The organism is Streptomyces narbonensis, assembly GCF_014649015.1.
In the GTDB taxonomy this organism is placed as follows: Bacteria; Actinomycetota; Actinomycetes; order Streptomycetales; family Streptomycetaceae; genus Streptomyces; species Streptomyces narbonensis.
In genome coordinates this window covers 380,584-396,409 of the sequence record NZ_BMSF01000006.1, presented here as the reverse complement: position 1 = coordinate 396,409, position 15,826 = coordinate 380,584, and the positions used below count along the sequence as shown (strand labels likewise).

Below are 15,826 nucleotides of genomic sequence, written 5' to 3'. Positions count from 1 at the left end.
GGGGCGTGGGGTGCGTCTCGGACGGAGGCCCACACTAACGGCTGCACGCGGGGCGGGCCGCCCCTGTGGACGGAGGCCTGTGGACGACGACCGTGGACAGAACACGCAGAACGGTCCGCCGCCTGTGGACGGAGCACAGGGGGCGGACCGTTCGTCATGTCCTGGTGTGCGCGCTTCCGCGCGCGGGGCCCGGAAGGCTTCGTGAGCCGTTCCGTGACCGGGCTCGGGCGGGTGGCCCGGGCGGGGTGCCGGTGTCGATGCCGGCGGGGGTACCGGTGCGGATCTCGGTGCGGGTGCCGGTGCGGGCGCGTCTCCCGGTGGTGCCGGTGCGGCTCAGACCGCGGCCTTCTTCAGGCGGCGGCGCTCGCGCTCGGAGAGGCCGCCCCAGATGCCGAACCGCTCGTCGTTCTGCAGGGCGTATTCGAGGCACTCGGAGCGGACTTCACAGGCGAGGCAGACCTTCTTGGCCTCGCGGGTCGAGCCGCCCTTCTCGGGGAAGAAGGACTCGGGATCGGTCTGGGCGCACAGCGCGCGCTCCTGCCAGCCGAGTTCCTCGTCCGCGTCCTCGACCAGCAGTTCCTGGAACAACTCGGTCATGTGCGCCCCTCGTCTGTTCTGTACGTCCCCGTGATGTGGCCGTTGCCGAACCCGGCCGAACGACACGAGTGAAATTACAAGTTTGTGCTCTGTGCGAGTCAAGCCGAGATCTGCTATTGGGCCTCGTATTCACTCTGCGGAACCAAGCCTATGCGGAAAGTGTTCAAATCACCAAAAAACGTGACACATGCCGTCGGCCTGGCCGTACCGAGCAGACCCTTCACAAGGAAGGACGTCCGAGACTTGGATCTTGTTGCGATCCAGCCATGGAAGCGATCCGGATCACATTTCGATCACGGAGAGTGACGGACGAGCCGGGGCTCGCCGCAAGGCGCCGCCATGTTTACGGGCACGGTTGAAGCGCCATCTCTCCTGGTCCGCACCTGAACAAACCTTTCTCCGGGCACTGTAACCGGATGAGGTGAAACATTACCGCCAAATCGGGCATTGGGTTGACAGTCCGGCCCCCTTCCCGCCACCTTTGGTGGCATGCCAGCGACCACTGCGACCGCCGCGACCCACGCCCGTGGGTTCCGCCGCGCTGTCCAGGTCGACTGTTGCTGTTGTTGTTCCAGCTGTTGATGCCGTAGAGCTCCAGCTTCTTCCCCCAGCGTCACCCAGCGTCACCTTCGCGTCACTTGTGTCACCCCCTCTTCGTGACCCCCACCGCTTCTGTTTCTGCTGAGGAACCTCCCCACCCATGAACATGGACAGCGACCTTCAGATCGCCGGCGACATCCTCGAGGTCCCGCACCTCCTCCAGCCCGAGCGCGCCCACCCCGTCACGGTGGCCGAGTTCGCCGGGCTCGCGCGCTCCATCGCCGACGACCGCTCCCAGTGGGCCCCGTACGTCGAGTACGACGCCACGACCCGCTGGTACCACCGCCTCCGCACCGGCCCCGGCTACGAGGTGTGGCTCCTCTCCTGGGTGCCGGGCCAGGGCAGCGGGCTCCACGACCACGGCATCTCCTCCGGCGTCCTGACCGTCCTGGAGGGCGAGTTGACGGAGCGCACGGACAGGGGCGCGCGGACGCTCGGCGGCGGCGCGCAGCGCGTCTTCGCGCCGGGGTACGTCCACGAGGTCGTCAACGACTCCCTCGAACCGGCCGTCAGCCTGCACGTCTACTTCCCCGGCCTCACCGAGATGCCGATGCACGAGTCGCTGCAGGCCCAGTGCGCCCCGGCCGCGCCCGAGGCCGTCGTCGCCTGACAGACTGCTGTCCATGCGCATTGTGGTTCTGGCCGGTGGCATCGGTGGTGCCCGCTTCCTTCGCGGCCTCAAGCAGGCCGCGCCGGACGCGGAGATCACGGTCGTCGGCAACACCGGTGACGACATCCATCTCTTCGGGCTGAAGGTCTGCCCCGACCTGGACACGGTGATGTACACCCTCGGCGGTGGCATCAACGAGGAACAGGGCTGGGGCCGCCTCGACGAGTCCTTCACGGTCAAGGAGGAGCTCGCGGCGTACGGCGTCGGACCCGAGTGGTTCGGCCTCGGCGACCGGGACTTCGCGACCCACATCGTCCGCACGCAGATGCTCGGCGCGGGCTTCCCGCTGAGCGCCGTCACCGAGGCGCTGTGCGCCCGCTGGCAGCCGGGCGTGCGACTGCTCCCGATGTCCGACGACCGCGTCGAGACGCACGTCGCGATCGAGGTCGACGGCGAGCAGAAGGCCGTGCACTTCCAGGAGTACTGGGTGAAGCTGCGCGCCTCCGTGGACGCGAAGGCCGTCGTGCCGGTCGGCGCGGAGGCGTCGAAGCCGGCGCCGGGCGTCCTCGACGCGATCGCCGAGGCGGACGTCGTCCTCTTCCCGCCGTCCAACCCCGTGGTGAGCGTCGGGACGATCCTGGCCGTGCCCGGGATCCGCGACGCGATCGTCGCGGCCGCGGCCTCCGGGACGCCGGTCGTGGGCCTCTCCCCCATCGTCGGCGACGCGCCCGTGCGGGGCATGGCCGACAAGGTGCTCGCGGCGGTGGGCGTGGAGTCCACGGCGAAGGCGGTCGCGCTGCACTACGGCTCCGAACTCGTCGGCGGCTGGCTGGTCGACACCGTGGACGCCGGCGCGGTGGCGGACGTCGAGGCGGCGGGCATCCGCTGCCGGGCGGTGCCGCTGATGATGACGGACGTGGAGGCGACGGCCGCGATGGCGCGCGAGGCGCTGGCGCTGGCCGAGGAGCTGCGGTGACGTCTCCGGGGGCGACGTCTTCGGCGGTGACGTCTCCGGCCGGGGCGTCTCCGGCCGGGACGTCTCCGGCCGGGGCGGCGCCCGAGGCGGCGGCCCTGGGGAAGGCGGCCGCGGAGGCGGTGGCTTCCGAGGCTCCTTCGTACCGGGTCTGGGCCTTGGGCGGGCTGCCCGAGGTGGCCGCCGGGGACGATCTGGCCAAGCTGATCGCTTCCGTCTCTCCCGGCCTCGTCGACGGCGACGTCCTCCTCGTCACCTCCAAGATCGTGAGCAAGGCCGAGGGCCGGATCGTCGCCGCCGACGACCGCGAAGAGGCCATAGACGCCGAGACGGTACGCGTGGTGGCGCGGCGCGGCACCCTGCGGATCGTCGAGAACCGGCAGGGCCTCGTCATGGCCGCCGCCGGGGTCGATGCCTCCAACACCCCTTCCGGGACCGTGCTGTTGCTGCCGGAGGACCCCGACGCCTCGGCGCGGCAGATCCGTTCGGGGCTGCGGGAGGCACTCGGCGTCGACGTCGGGGTCGTCGTCACGGACACCTTCGGGCGCCCCTGGCGCAGCGGCCTCACCGACGTCGCGATCGGCGCGGCGGGGGTGCGGGTCCTCGACGACCTGCGCGGCGGGACCGACGCGTACGGCAATCCGCTGAGCGCGACCGTGGTCGCCACCGCCGACGAACTCGCCGCCGCGGGCGACCTGGTGAAGGGCAAGGCCGAGGGGCTGCCGGTCGCCGTCGTCCGCGGTCTGCCGCACGTCGTCGCCGGGGACGAGGAGCCGGGGGCGCGGGCGCTCGTGCGCGTCGCCGCCGACGACATGTTCCGGCTCGGTACGTCGGAGGCGGTACGGGAGGCGGTGACGCTGCGGCGGACCGTACGGGAGTTCACCGACGAGCCCGTCGACCCGGGCGCGGTTCGGCGTGCGGTCGCCGCGGCCGTGACGGCGCCGGCCCCGCACCACACCACGCCCTGGCGGTTCGTCCTGCTCGAGTCGCAGCAGTCGCGGACGCGGCTGCTCGACGCGATGCGGGACGCGTGGATCGAGGACCTGCGGCAGGACGGGAAGTCCGAGGAGTCGGTGGCCAAGCGGGTGCGGCGCGGGGACGTCCTGCGCAACGCGCCCTATCTGGCCGTGCCCTGTCTCGTGACGGACGGCGCCCACCACTACGGCGATCCGCGCCGGGACGCCGCCGAGCGCGAGATGTTCGTCGTCGCGGCCGGCGCGGGGGTGCAGAACTTCCTGGTGGCGCTCGCGGGTGAGCGGCTCGGCTCTGCGTGGGTGTCGTCGACGATGTTCTGCCGGGACGTCGTACGGGACGTCCTCGGGCTGCCGGAGGGCTGGGACCCGATGGGCGCGGTGGCGATCGGGCACGCGGCCGGTCCGCCGAAGGAGCGGCCGGGGCGGACCGCGGCGGAGTTCGTCGAGGTGCGCTGAGGCGGTGCTCCCGGGCGCCCGGTCAGAGGTGGGTGATCCTGCCCGGCGCCATGCGGGGTGCCCTGCGGGGCGGGACGCGGCCGCTGAGGAGGACCAGGCGGGCCGCGCGGTGGCGCTGGCCCTCGTACGGGGCCAGGAGCGCCAGCATCGCCTCGTCGTCGGTCGTGCGGTCGCCCGCGAGGGCCCAGCCGACGATGCCCGGGAGGTGGAGGTCGCCGGTGGTGACCTCGTCCGGCGCGCCGTTGCTGCGCTGGATCGTCTCGGCGCTCGTCCAGGGGCCGATGCCGGGGATCAGCTCCAGGCGCGCTCGGGCCGCCGGCGGGGCCATGTGCGCGGCCTCCTCCAGGCGGGCCGCGACCCGCGCCGCGCGGACGATCGTCGCCGAGCGCTTGCCGTCGACGTTCGCCCGGTGCCACTCCCAGGACGGGATCCGGGTCCACGTCCGGGCGTCGGGCATCGCGTACATGCCGTCGGGGGCGGGGCCGGGGGCGGGCTCGCCGTACTTCCGTACGAGCAGCCGCCAGGAGGCGTAGGCCTCCGTCGCCGTGACCTTCTGCTCCAGGACCGTCGGGATCAGCGACTCCAGGACCAGGCCCGTGCGGGTCAGGCGGAGGCCGGGGCGGCGGCGGTGGGTCGCCAGGAGGAGTTTGTGGCGGGGGACGAAGGCCGTCGGGTCGTCCTCGGCGCCGAGGAGGGCCGGGAGGCGGTCCAGGAGCCAAGCCGCGCCCGGGCCCCAGGCCTCGGCTTCGACCTCGCCGGCCCGGACGGCCACGCGGAGGGTGCCGGGGCCGTCGGGGGTGCGGCTGGCCCGCCAGACCGAGCCGTCGGGGGTCACGCGGAAGGTGGGGTCGGCGGGGCCTCGGCGGAGGGGGCCGAGGGTGAGGCCCAGGTCCACGGGGGCGTCGGAGGGGAGGGGTATGGGGACGTGGCCGCCGCGCACGGTGGTGCGGGTGCTGGGGGTGCTGGGGGTGCTGGGGGTGGGGGGTGTGAAGCGGCCGGCCATGGTTATGAGCGTAGCCGGGTCCCGTGCGGGGCTTGGGGGTCGGTTTGTGCGGGTGCCCGTGCGGGGCATCGGGGCGGGGTGCCGTCTTGGCCCTGGGGCGTGCGGGGCCTCGGGGGCGGGGTGCCGTCTTGGCCCTGGGGCGTGCGGGGCCTCGGGGGCGGGGTGCCGTCTTGGCCCTGGGGCGTGCGGGAGCCGCGTGGTTGCCGTCTCGGGCGCGGGGCGTGCGGCTTCGGCGTGGTGCGGTGCGGGTCCCTGGGGTGGACGAGCAGGGGGCGGGCATCGCCCTGGGGGCGTTGTGCCCACCCTCCCCCAGAGGGGGACCCCCAGCCCTGGGCGGAACGCATGCCCACAACGTGGGCGACGACGGCCCGGGGGCGCGGAAGCCCGGGGCGCGGAAACGCGGGGCGCGGAAGCCCGGGGCGCGGAAACGCGGGGCGCGGAAACGCGGGGCGCGGAAACGCGGGGCGCGGAAACGCGGGGCGCGGAAGCCGGGCCCCGGTGGGGGCCCGGCTTGGGGCGTTACTGGTCCGAGGAGAAGCGGACCGCGTTGGCGGGGAGGGTGGTGTCGCACCAGATTCTGATGCCGTCCCGGAGTTCGTTGTCCGGGCCCACCTGGGCGCCGTCGCCTATCACCGCGCCCGTGAGGACCGTACGGGCTCCGATGCGGGCACCCGCGCCGACGAGGGAGTCGGTGATGACCGCGCCCGGTTCGACGACCGCGCCGGCCAGGATCGTGGAGCCCGCGATGCGCGCGCCCTCGCCGACCACCGCGTCCGCTCCGACGACCGTGCCGCCGGTCAGCTTGGCGTCCGGGGCGACCCGGGCCGACGGGAGGACCAGGCGGTCGCCGCAGCGGCCCGGGACCGCCGGTGAGGGGGCGCGGCCGAGGACCAGGTCGGCGGAGCCGCGGACGAAGGCCTGCGGGGTGCCGAGGTCCAGCCAGTACGTGGAGTCGACCATGCCCTGGAGGTGCGCTCCGGAGGAGAGGAGGTCCGGGAAGGTCTCGCGTTCGACCGAGACGGGGCGACCGGCGGGGATCCTGTCGATGACCGAGCGGCGGAAGACGTACGCGCCGGCGTTGATCTGGTCGGTGACGATCTCCTCGGGCGTCTGGGGCTTCTCCAGGAAGGCCGTGACGCGGCCCGTCTCGTCCGTGGGGACCAGGCCGAAGGCGCGGGGGTCCTCGACGCGGGTCAGGTGGAGCGAGACGTCCGCGCCCGAGGAGGCGTGGGTGTCGACGAGGGCCCGGATGTCGAGGCCCGTCAGGATGTCGCCGTTGAAGATCAGGACCGGCTCGTCCGGGCCCGAGTGGAGGCGCGAGGCGACGTTGCGTATCGCGCCGCCGGTGCCGAGCGGCTCCTCCTCCGTGACGTACTCGATGCTCAGGCCGAGGTCGGAGCCGTCGCCGAAGTGCGGCTCGAAGACCTCGGCCAGATAGGAGGTGGCGAGCACGATGTGCTCGACGCCGGCGGCGCGGGCGCGGGCCAGCTGGTGCGTCAGGAAGGGGACGCCTGCCGCCGGGACCATGGGTTTCGGCGTGTTGACCGTGAGGGGCCGCAGCCTCGTGCCCTTGCCACCGACCAGGAGGATCGCTTCAGTCACCTTGTCGTCTCTGCTTCCTGTACGGGGCCGGTCCGCCCGCCCGTCTCGGTCGTCCGTGCTATGTGACCGGTCAGTTTAGGCAGATGGTTGCCCGGCTGACCCCATCAGAGCCTCCCCTGGTACTTCGCCGAGGTCGTCCTGGCCGTGCCGAGCTTGCCGTACAGGCGGGCGCCGGGGCACGCCGTGGCGAATCCGTCACGGTGCCCGGCGATGGTGCGCAGCTTGACCTTGGTGCCCTTCTTGTACAGGTTTCCGCCTCCCGAGGTCAGATACGTCGTGCCGTTCGGGTTCACCCCGTGCAGCCCCAGCTTCCAGGCCGTCAACCGGGCGACGGCGGTGAGTACGGCGGCCGGCGGATTGCTCTTGTCGTAGCTGCCGAGGACGGCGACGCCCATGCTGTTGGTGTTGAAGCCGAGGGTGTGCGCGCCGAGGACGGGCTTGCCCACTCCCCCCGCCCGGCCTTCGTAGATGTTCCCGCACTTGTCGATGGCGAAGTTGTAGCCGAAGTCCCGCCATCCACTGCTCTGGACGTGGTAGCGGTAGATACTGCGCAGGACGGAGGGGGCCTGGCGGCACGTGTAGTTGTTGCCCGTCGCGCTGTGGTGGACGAAGGCCGCCTTGATGCTCTTCGTGTAGACGAAGCCCTTCTCCCGGAGCTTCTCGTCCGCTCCCCAGCCCTTGCGCGTGATGATCTTGGGGCGGGGGCCGATGTACGGCTTCGCCGGTGCTGCCGCGACGGGGGTGACCTTCGCCGGTCCCGCCGGCCGTGTCGGGACGAACCTCTCCGCGAAGTGGCGGAACGTCACTTCCGTCGCCTCCTTCGACAGCGCCGGGATCCAGGACGCGCCGAACGTCGCCAGCTGCGAGTTGACCGCGCTGGCCGCCGCCTCCGCCGCCGTCGGGCCGGACGGGACCGCCGCCGTGCGGACCTGGGGGACGGCGTCGTCCGGATCCGCGCCCGGGTCGACCAGTTCGAGGCGGAGGCCCTCCGGGAGCTGTTCCTCGCCCCGTACGCGGATCTCGACTCCGTCCGAGTCGCCCACCCACAGCGGCGCCGTGGAGCCCTTGAGCGCCCGGCCGGCCCCCTCCGCGGTCTCCGGGTCGGCGCCGTGTTCGTCGTTGTGGGTCTCCACGTCCTGCCACGGGGACCAGGCCCCGCCGCCCGTGGCCCGGGTGCGGACCTGCACCGTGCCGTGCAGCGCGGCCACCGGGTCGTCCCAGACGACACCGAGGAGGGAGAAGGGTCTGACGTCGCGTCGGGCCAGGCCCCGCTCCGCCGGGTCGGAGCCGGTTCCGGCGCCGAAGCCGCGTACGGCCCCGTCCAGGGGTTCGAGCGGCAGCGACTGGGTGGAGCCGGGCAGCCGCTCGGGTCCCGGCGGCAGCGCGGCGACCTCCGGTGGCGCCGTTGCCGCCGCGGTTGCGGCGAAGGAGACCGGCAGGGCGAGCACCGCCGCGCAGGTGACGGCGATCGAGGTGGCGAGTGAGGCACGCATGGGCCGATCGTGCGTATCCCCGGCGCGTTCCGCGCGTCGGGAATCCGCACGGAAATTGACGGGCCGTCGGGCCGACCGGTGGACGGTGTCACCGGTACGGAGGACCGCGCGCGCCCGTCCGCGTACGCTGACCGGCGTGAACGCCAGCGACCGCACCCCCGCCGACCTGCTGCGATCCGCGCTCGCCGCGGACCCCGCCCGCCCCTTGGTCACTTTCTACGACGACGCCACCGGTGAGCGCGTGGAATTGTCCGTCGCCACCTTCGCCAATTGGGTGGCCAAGACGGCGAACCTCCTCCAGGGCGAGCTGTCCGCCGCGCCGGGTGACCGGCTCGCGCTGCTGCTCCCCGCGCACTGGCAGACGGCCGTCTGGCTGCTCGCCTGCTCCTCGGTCGGGGTGGTCGTCGAGGCCGGCGGCGATCCCGCCGACGCCGATGTCGTGGTCGCGGGGCCGGAGACGCTGGAGGCGGGTCTCGCCTGCTCCGGCGAGCGGATCGCGCTTTCGCTGGCGCCGCTGGGCCGCCGCTTCCCCGCCCCGCCGGCCGGCTACGCGGACTACGCGGTCGAGGTGCCGAGCCAGGGCGACCGGTTCGCGCCGTTCGTCCCGGTGGACCCGGAGGCTCCCGCCCTCGTCGTCGACGGTACGGAACGGAGCGGCGCCCAGCTCGTCGACCAGGCCCGCCTGGACGCGGCGGCCCTCGGCCTCGCCCCCGGCTCCCGGCTGCTCACCGGTCTCGGTTACGACGGCTGGGAGGGGCTCTCAACCGGCCTGTACGCGCCCCTCGCGGCCGGTGCCTCGGTCGTGCTCTGCCGGAACCTGGACGCCCTGGGCGCCGAGGGCCTGGAGAAGCGGGTGGAGAGCGAGCGGGTGACCCACACCGCGCTCTGACGGCTCCCGACGGGTGGGCATCGGCCACCCGTCGCCCGCCAGGACGGGCACCCGCCCCGGCCCGACGCCGTCGTTCCGTCCCGGCGTCCGGACCCACCGACCCGGGTGCCCTCGATCCGCTGGACCCCGTTCGGCGTAGTGCCGCGCCGAGTCCCCGGGTCCGCGCGCCGACTCCGGTACATGATCGGCCGGAGGGAGTCACCTCCCTCCGCACAACCATGCGTCGGGTTCGGCCGTCTCCTTCCATGACCGGTGGCCGCCGGGCGCGCCGCCGACGCCTCGAAGGACGGACTGACGTGACGGACCGTGCTGGCACGCCCGCCGAACCGGATCCCCCGGCGGAGGAAGACGCGGCGCCCGGTGCTCCGGAGGAGCCGCGCAAGCGCCACTGGCTGCGGTGGGCTGCCCTCGGGGTCTCGGTCGTGGTGCTGATCGCGGCCGGGGTCGGCTGGTGGTTCTACCGGAAGCTCGACGGCAACATCACCACGGACACGACGGCCGCCGAAGAGCTGCGGAAGTACGAGAAGGAGCGGCCGACGGCGGGCGCCACCGCCGCCAGGAACATCCTGCTCATCGGCTCGGACACCCGGACCGGCGAGGGGAACCGCAAGTACGGCAAGGACAAGGGCACCCAGCGCTCCGACACGACGATCCTGCTGCACCTCTCGGCGGAGAAGTCGAGCGCGACGGCCATGTCGGTCCCGCGCGACTTGATGGTGACGATCCCGAGCTGCACCAAGGCCGACGGGACCCGGACCCGCGAGCAGTTCGCGCAGTTCAACTGGGCCTTCGAGTTCGGCGGTACGGCGTGCACGATCCGTACCGTCGAGAAGCTGACCGGGATCCGCGTCGACAACCACATGGTGATCGACTTCCGGGGCTTCAAGAAGATGGTCGACGCCGTGGACGGGGTGGAGGTCTGCCTCAAGGAGCCCGTCGACGACGCCGACGCCAAGCTGAAGCTGCCCGCGGGGCGCCAGACGCTCCACGGCGAGCAGGCCCTCGGCTTCGTACGGGCCAGGAAGTCCATCGGCAACGGCAGCGACACGGAACGCATGGACCGGCAGCAGCAGTTCCTCGGCGCGCTCGTCAACAAGGTGCAGAGCGACGGGGTGCTGCTGAACCCGACCAAGCTCTACCCGGTGCTGGACGCGGCCACGAAGGCGATCACGACCGACCCGGGGCTCGACTCGCTGCGGGACCTGTACGACCTGGCGCGCGCGATGCGGGCCGTCCCGGCGGAGAAGGTGCAGTTCCTCACGGTGCCTCGCCGCCCTTACACATATGACGCGAATCGGGACGAACTGGTGCAGCCGGCGGCGAGTCAACTCTTCCGCCAGCTAAGGGAGGACAAGCCCGTCCTCGTCACTCCGCACTCCGAGGAGGAGAAGGACGGGAGCGGCGGGACGGGTCGCGCGACAGGCGGCGGGACGGGCGGTGACGGGAAGCCCGACGACGCGGACGCCACGGCGCCCTCCGCGACTCCGACCTTCACCGGCCGGAACGCGGCGGAGGGCGTGTGCTCTTAGGAACACCACGGAGGCGATGGGTAAAGGACGCCCCAAGGGGAGGGCAGGGTCGGATGAGGTTTGAGCAAATTGCCCGGTTGTAAGGGGCGTGGAATTTGTCACTGACGTCGCCCCACGTTGAACTGGGCGGATAGTGTGACGCGATCCGGTGCACCCCGACCGTGTGGTCGTCGCACTCACCAAGGATCGAACGACCGAGAATGCGGCGCCGGGGGAGGCGCCTCGCGTGGCACCGACGGAGGACTCGAGTAACCGTGGACGCGCACAGCCGTGGACGGGCGGACGAGATCGACCCCGCCGACCAGTGGGTACTCAACCCACAGACCGGCAACTACGAACTGCGACTGGACCACTCCGCTGGGCAGCCGCAGGCACCGTCCCGACCCCGGAGATCGAGCACGGTCACCGAGGCCGACGCGGCCCCCGCAGGCCGAGGTGCCGGCACGGCCACCGAGGCTCCCGTCCCCGGTCAGCGCCGCCGCCGCGTCTCCGAGCAGGGTGGCGGCGGTCAGCCGCCGGCCAGCCGCCGCAAGCCCAAGCAGGGTGCGTCCCGCAAGAAGAAGGTCCTCCTGTGGACCGGCGGCACCATGGCCTTCGTCCTCGTGGGCGGCGCCACCGGCGCGTACATGCTCTACAAGAAGCTCGACGGCAACATCGACGCCGTCGACGTCGGCAGCGCCGCGGTGGAGACGCCGGGCATGGACGGGCCGCTCAACATCCTCGTCATCGGCAACGACGTCCGTACCGGTGAGGGCAACGAGAGCTACGGGAACAAGACCAACGTCACCGGCCACGCCGACACGACGTTCCTCATCCACGTCGCCGAGGACCGCACCAACGCGACGGCCGTGAGCATCCCCCGCGACCTCAAGATCAAGATCCCGGACTGCCCCACGAAGCAGCCCGACGGCTCCACCAAGGTCATCCCCGGCTCGGTCGGGACGACCAAGTTCAACGAGTCGTTCGGCGTCAACGGCCGCGACCCCGGCTGCACGATGCGCACCATCACCGAGATGAGCGGCATCGGCATCAACCACTTCATGATGGTCGACTTCAACGCGGTCAAGACGCTGTCGACCGCCGTCGGCGGCGTGAAGGTCTGCCTGAACAAGCCCATCCGCGACACCAAGTACTCCAAGCTCAACCTCGACGAGGGCGAGCACCGGATCCAGGGCGAGGACGCGCTCGCGTTCCTCCGCAACCGCCACGGCCTCGGCAACGAGAGCGACCTGGACCGCATCAAGATGCAGCAGCAGTTCCTCGCGTCGATGATGCGCCAGCTGAAGGAGGACACGCTGGACAGCCCGTCGCAGCTGCTCGACGTCGCGAACGCGGCGACCGACGCGCTGACGGTGGACAAGGGCATAGGAAGTGCCCTGAAGCTGACCAGCCTCGCCAAGGAGATCGGCAAGGTCGACCTCAAGAACATCAGCTTCATGACCGTGCCGGTCGTCGACAACCCCGACGAGCCGCCGAACAAGCGGGCGACCGTGGTCCTCGACCAGACCAAGGCCCCGCAGGTGTTCGAAATGATCCAGAACGACGTCTCCTTCACCGAGGTGAAGAAGAAGGAGAAGGACGCCAAGAACGCCAAGGCGCAGGCCCAGGCGAAGCTCCTCCAGGGCCCGCGCGCCCAGGCCGCGGACGTGCGCGTCGACGTCTTCAACGGCAGCGGCATCACCGGAGCCGCGCAGTCCACGATCGTGTGGCTGCAGAACGACATGGGTGTGAGCCGCTCCAGCAACAAGAGCAACGCCCCCGAGAAGGCGGCGAAGACCACGCTCACCTACGCACCGAACCAGGCCGATCAGGCCCGCAAGCTCGCGGACATGATGGGTCTGCCCGCCACGGCTCTCAAGCCGGGCACGCAGGACGCCGGGGAACGCGAGCCCATGACGCTCGTCCTCGGTGCCGACTTCAAGGGCGCGGGGGCGCCCGTCAAGGGTCCGACGAAGGCGCCGGACGTCGACAAGGTAGAAGCCGACAAGAAGGTGTGCGCCGAATGACCTGGAAACACCAGGCCTCGGCGCGCGGCTGAATCACGAGGGGACCTGGGGTGGGACAGAACGTGCGTGGGGAGGGAACGCGGGGACGCGTTCCGCGCGCCCGTGAACTGGGCTGGGACGACGAGCTCCACGGGGCCGGTGAGGCGACCGGCGCCGGGGGCGTGGCCGGGGCAGGGGCCGGGACAGGGGCCGGAACAGGGGCCGACGGCGCCGGATCCGGCGGTACGTCCGCTCCGGCGTCGACCCGGGCCGAGCGGCGTCGCAGCGGTACCGCCGGCGGAGGGGCGGAGACCGGTGGCGACGCGCGGACGAGCCACCGCCGCGGCGGCTCGCGCCGCCGGGCCAAGAAGGCCGGCAAGCACAAGGTGCTGCGCTGGGCGGCGATCACCCTCGCCGTGCTGATACTCGGCACGGCCGGCGCCGGATACCTGTACTACGAGCACCTCAACGGCAACATCCGCAGCGGTGACCGCGCCGGCGGCAACAGCGGCGCGAAGAAGGCCGCGCCGAACGCGCTCGGCGACACTCCGCTCAACATCCTCCTCATAGGCTCCGACAGCCGCGAGGACGAGAAGAACATCGCCCTCGGCGGCGGCCGGAACGACAAGGACCGCAAGCCGCTCGCCGACGTGCAGATGCTGCTCCACGTCTCGGCGGACCGCGAGAACGCCTCGCTCATCTCCATCCCGCGCGACACGGTCGTCCGCATCCCGGAGTGCAAGGACGAGAACGGCACGCCGTACGCCGCCACCGACAACCGGCCCATCAACGAGTCGCTCCAGCGCGGCGGTCCCGGCTGCACCCTCACCACCTGGGAGAGCCTCACCGGGGTCTACATCGACCACTGGCTGATGGTCGACTTCGCCGGTGTGGTGGACATGGCCGACGAGGTCGGCGGCGTCCCCGTCTGCGTCAAGACCGGTGTGCACGACAGGTCGACCGCCCGGGTGAAGGGCGGCTCCGGGCTGAAGCTGCCGGAGGGCACCACCGAGGTCAAGGGCGAGCAGGCGCTCCAGTGGCTGCGTACCCGGCACGCCTTCGGCAGCGACCAGAACCGTGCCAAGGCCCAGCACATGTACATGAACGGGATGATGAAGAAGCTCCAGGAGCAGAACGCCTGGACCGACACGGGGCGGCTGATGGGCCTGGCCGAGACCGCCACCAAGTCCCTCAAGGTCTCGGAGGACCTCGACACGGTGAAGAAGCTCTTCGACCTGTCGATGCAGCTGAAGAACGTGAAGATCGACCGTCTGACGACGGCGACGGTTCCGACCGACCCGTACGCGCCGAACCCCGACGCGTGGCTCCAGCTGCGGCCCTCCGCCGCCGACAAGATGTGGTCGATGCTCCGGGACGACGTCGCCCTCGACAAGAACGGTGACAAGTCCGGCGCGAAGGCGAAGCCGAAGGCCACCGCCTCCCCCAAGCCCACGACGCCCGCCGAGGCCCCCGGCTCCTTCGCCGTGACCGTCGTCAACGGCACCGACGGCGGCGGTGAGCCCGCCGTCCAGGGCCGGGCGCGTCACATGGCCGAGGCGCTCCAGGGCAAGGGCTTCACCCAGGCCGAGGCCTCCCGGGACGGTGGCAGCCGCAAGGACACCGTCGTCACCTACCCCAAGGCGGACGGCGAGCAGGGCAAGGCGAACGCGCTCTCCGTGACGAAGGCGCTCGGGCTGCCCGCCTCGGCCGTACGGACCGACGCCGAGGCGAAGGGCATCACCCTGGTCGTCGGCGCGGACTGGCGCGAGGGCACCACGTACAAGAAGCCGACGGCGGTGGCCGGCGACCTGCCGGACGGTGCCGACGACAAGGAGACGTGCATGGACATCTACTCGGTCTACCGGTGGGACGGGAAGAGCTGAACACCGTGAGTCGCGCATGACCGACGGCCGGGTCCCCTTCCGGGGGCCCGGCCGTCGGTGTCCGTGCTGTGGTCGCGGTGAGCGCGGCGGTCGTCAGACCGTCTCGGACTCGCCCGCCTTCACCGCCGGGCGGCGGCTCGCGATGACCTTCCGGGCCAGCGAGCGCGGGCTCGTCAGGAAGCCGAACCCCCACGACATGTGCATCGTCGCGAGCGCCACCGGGATCTGCAGACGGGCCTTCAGCGACAGGCCCTTGCCCGCCGGGAGCGAGCCCGCCGTGATCGCGGCGAGGTAGCCCGCCGGAACCACGAAGCCGAGCGGGGTGAGCGTGGCGCCCACCACGAGGCCCGCGGCGATGGCGCAGACGGCGGTCGGCGGGGCCAGGTAGCGGAGGTTGATGGAGCCCTGGTGGTAGCGGGCCACCACGTGGCGCCAGCGGCCGTAGTCCTTGTACTGCTTCGCGAGGGCCTTCACCGAGGGCCTCGGGCGGTACTGGACGCGCAGCTCCGGCGAGAACCAGATGAGGCCGCCGGCCTCACGGATCCGGAAGTTCAGCTCCCAGTCCTGGGCGCGGATGAACTCGACGTTGTAGCCGCCCGCCCGCTCCAGCGCCTCGCGCCGGAAGACTCCCAGGTACACGGTCTCCGCCGGGCCGGCCTCGCCTCCCGTGTGGAAGGCCGCGTTGCCCACGCCGATCTTCGAGGTCATCGCGGCGGCGACCGCGTCCTCCCAGGCGTTCTCGCCCTCGGCGTGCATGATGCCGCCGACGTTCTGCGCGCCCGTCTCCTCCAGGAGCCGGACGGCGGTCGCGATGTAGTTCGGCGAGAGCATGCCGTGGCCGTCGACGCGCACCACGATCGGATGACGGGAGGCCTTGATCGCCGCGTTGAGAGCGGCGGGGGTGCGGCCCGTGGGGTTCGGCACGGTGTGGACGCGGGGGTCTTCGCGTACGAGCTCGGCGGCGATCTCGTCCGTGCGGTCCGTGGACGGACCGAGGGCGATCACCACCTCCATCTCGCCGTCGTACTCCTGCTCCAGGATGTGGCGGACCGAGTTGCGCAGGTGCCGCTCCTCATTGAGGACCGGCATGATCACGGAGACGGGGGGCATGGTTCCTCGGGGGTTCGGGGGTCGCCCCCGGAAGACAGCAGTATTGGCGGCCACGTTACCGCGAACGGGGGACACGGGTGCGCGCCGCATGGGTGGTGCACCCTTGCGCTGATCGTATGGGC

The 15,826-nt window shown here is 71.9% G+C and carries 12 protein-coding genes; 7 read left to right on the top strand and 5 right to left on the bottom strand.

What is annotated here, in order from left to right; genetic code table 11:
• Positions 1–333: 333 nt before the first annotated feature.
• Positions 334–597, bottom strand: coding sequence for a WhiB family transcriptional regulator (locus tag IE124_RS14465; protein WP_015033978.1), 264 nt, complete (start codon positions 595–597; stop codon positions 334–336).
• 700 nt (positions 598–1,297) lie between these two features.
• On the opposite strand from IE124_RS14465, the gene IE124_RS14460 reads away from it, so the two are divergent.
• The 3 genes from IE124_RS14460 (at position 1,298) to IE124_RS14450 (ending at position 4,210) form a co-directional block, all read left to right on the top strand.
• On the top strand, positions 1,298–1,807 hold the full coding sequence (locus IE124_RS14460; protein WP_189508112.1) for a cysteine dioxygenase: 510 nt from the start codon (positions 1,298–1,300) through the stop codon (positions 1,805–1,807).
• A 13-nt stretch (positions 1,808–1,820) separates the two neighbouring features.
• Complete coding sequence (gene cofD, locus IE124_RS14455) at positions 1,821–2,783, top strand: 2-phospho-L-lactate transferase (protein WP_189508111.1); 963 nt, start codon at positions 1,821–1,823, stop codon at positions 2,781–2,783.
• Between the two features lie 95 nt (positions 2,784–2,878).
• The gene (locus IE124_RS14450; RefSeq protein WP_370468765.1) at positions 2,879–4,210 is read left to right on the top strand and encodes a coenzyme F420-0:L-glutamate ligase; all 1,332 of its coding nucleotides are present in this window, start codon (positions 2,879–2,881) and stop codon (positions 4,208–4,210) included.
• A 22-nt stretch (positions 4,211–4,232) separates the two neighbouring features.
• Here IE124_RS14450 and IE124_RS14445 read toward each other — a convergent pair whose 3' ends face one another.
• From IE124_RS14445 to IE124_RS14435, 3 genes are all read right to left on the bottom strand, one after another.
• Positions 4,233–5,213, bottom strand: a complete 981-nt coding sequence (locus IE124_RS14445; RefSeq protein ID WP_189508109.1) for a DNA-3-methyladenine glycosylase family protein — start codon at positions 5,211–5,213, stop codon at positions 4,233–4,235.
• A gap of 519 nt (positions 5,214–5,732) precedes the next feature.
• On the bottom strand, positions 5,733–6,815 hold the full coding sequence (gene manB / locus IE124_RS14440; protein ID WP_189508108.1) for a mannose-1-phosphate guanylyltransferase: 1,083 nt from the start codon (positions 6,813–6,815) through the stop codon (positions 5,733–5,735).
• 104 nt (positions 6,816–6,919) lie between these two features.
• Positions 6,920–8,308 carry a peptidoglycan recognition protein family protein gene (locus IE124_RS14435; RefSeq protein WP_189508107.1) on the bottom strand — a complete coding sequence of 463 codons (1,389 nt, stop codon included), beginning with the start codon at positions 8,306–8,308 and terminating at the stop codon, positions 6,920–6,922.
• A gap of 136 nt (positions 8,309–8,444) precedes the next feature.
• On the opposite strand from IE124_RS14435, the gene IE124_RS14430 reads away from it, so the two are divergent.
• The 4 genes from IE124_RS14430 (at position 8,445) to IE124_RS14415 (ending at position 14,594) form a co-directional block, all read left to right on the top strand.
• Positions 8,445–9,197: a TIGR03089 family protein gene (locus IE124_RS14430; RefSeq protein WP_189508106.1), complete on the top strand. Its 753-nt coding sequence runs from the start codon at positions 8,445–8,447 to the stop codon at positions 9,195–9,197.
• 296 nt (positions 9,198–9,493) lie between these two features.
• Positions 9,494–10,726: an LCP family protein gene (locus tag IE124_RS14425; RefSeq protein ID WP_189508105.1), complete on the top strand. Its 1,233-nt coding sequence runs from the start codon at positions 9,494–9,496 to the stop codon at positions 10,724–10,726.
• A gap of 254 nt (positions 10,727–10,980) precedes the next feature.
• Positions 10,981–12,732: an LCP family protein gene (locus tag IE124_RS14420; RefSeq protein ID WP_189508104.1), complete on the top strand. Its 1,752-nt coding sequence runs from the start codon at positions 10,981–10,983 to the stop codon at positions 12,730–12,732.
• Positions 12,733–12,782: 50 nt separating this feature from the next.
• The gene (locus IE124_RS14415; protein ID WP_229832449.1) at positions 12,783–14,594 is read left to right on the top strand and encodes an LCP family protein; all 1,812 of its coding nucleotides are present in this window, start codon (positions 12,783–12,785) and stop codon (positions 14,592–14,594) included.
• Positions 14,595–14,687: 93 nt separating this feature from the next.
• Here the strand turns inward: IE124_RS14415 and IE124_RS14410 are convergent, their stop codons facing one another.
• Positions 14,688–15,794 carry a glycosyltransferase family 2 protein gene (locus IE124_RS14410; protein WP_502266932.1) on the bottom strand — a complete coding sequence of 369 codons (1,107 nt, stop codon included), beginning with the start codon at positions 15,792–15,794 and terminating at the stop codon, positions 14,688–14,690.
• Positions 15,795–15,826: the final 32 nt, after the last annotated feature.

What these genes read in the sequence shown, in the direction of transcription:
- IE124_RS14445 (WP_189508109.1), bottom strand. Translation starts at nt 5,213, where the DNA reads ATGGCCGGCCGCTTCACACCCCCCACCCCCAGCACCCCCAGCACCCCC.
- IE124_RS14465 (WP_015033978.1), bottom strand. Translation starts at nt 597, where the DNA reads ATGACCGAGTTGTTCCAGGAACTGCTGGTCGAGGACGCGGACGAGGAA.
- IE124_RS14460 (WP_189508112.1), top strand. Translation starts at nt 1,298, where the DNA reads ATGAACATGGACAGCGACCTTCAGATCGCCGGCGACATCCTCGAGGTC.
- IE124_RS14410 (WP_502266932.1), bottom strand. Translation starts at nt 15,794, where the DNA reads ATGCGGCGCGCACCCGTGTCCCCCGTTCGCGGTAACGTGGCCGCCAAT.
- cofD (WP_189508111.1), top strand. Translation starts at nt 1,821, where the DNA reads ATGCGCATTGTGGTTCTGGCCGGTGGCATCGGTGGTGCCCGCTTCCTT.
- IE124_RS14435 (WP_189508107.1), bottom strand. Translation starts at nt 8,308, where the DNA reads ATGCGTGCCTCACTCGCCACCTCGATCGCCGTCACCTGCGCGGCGGTG.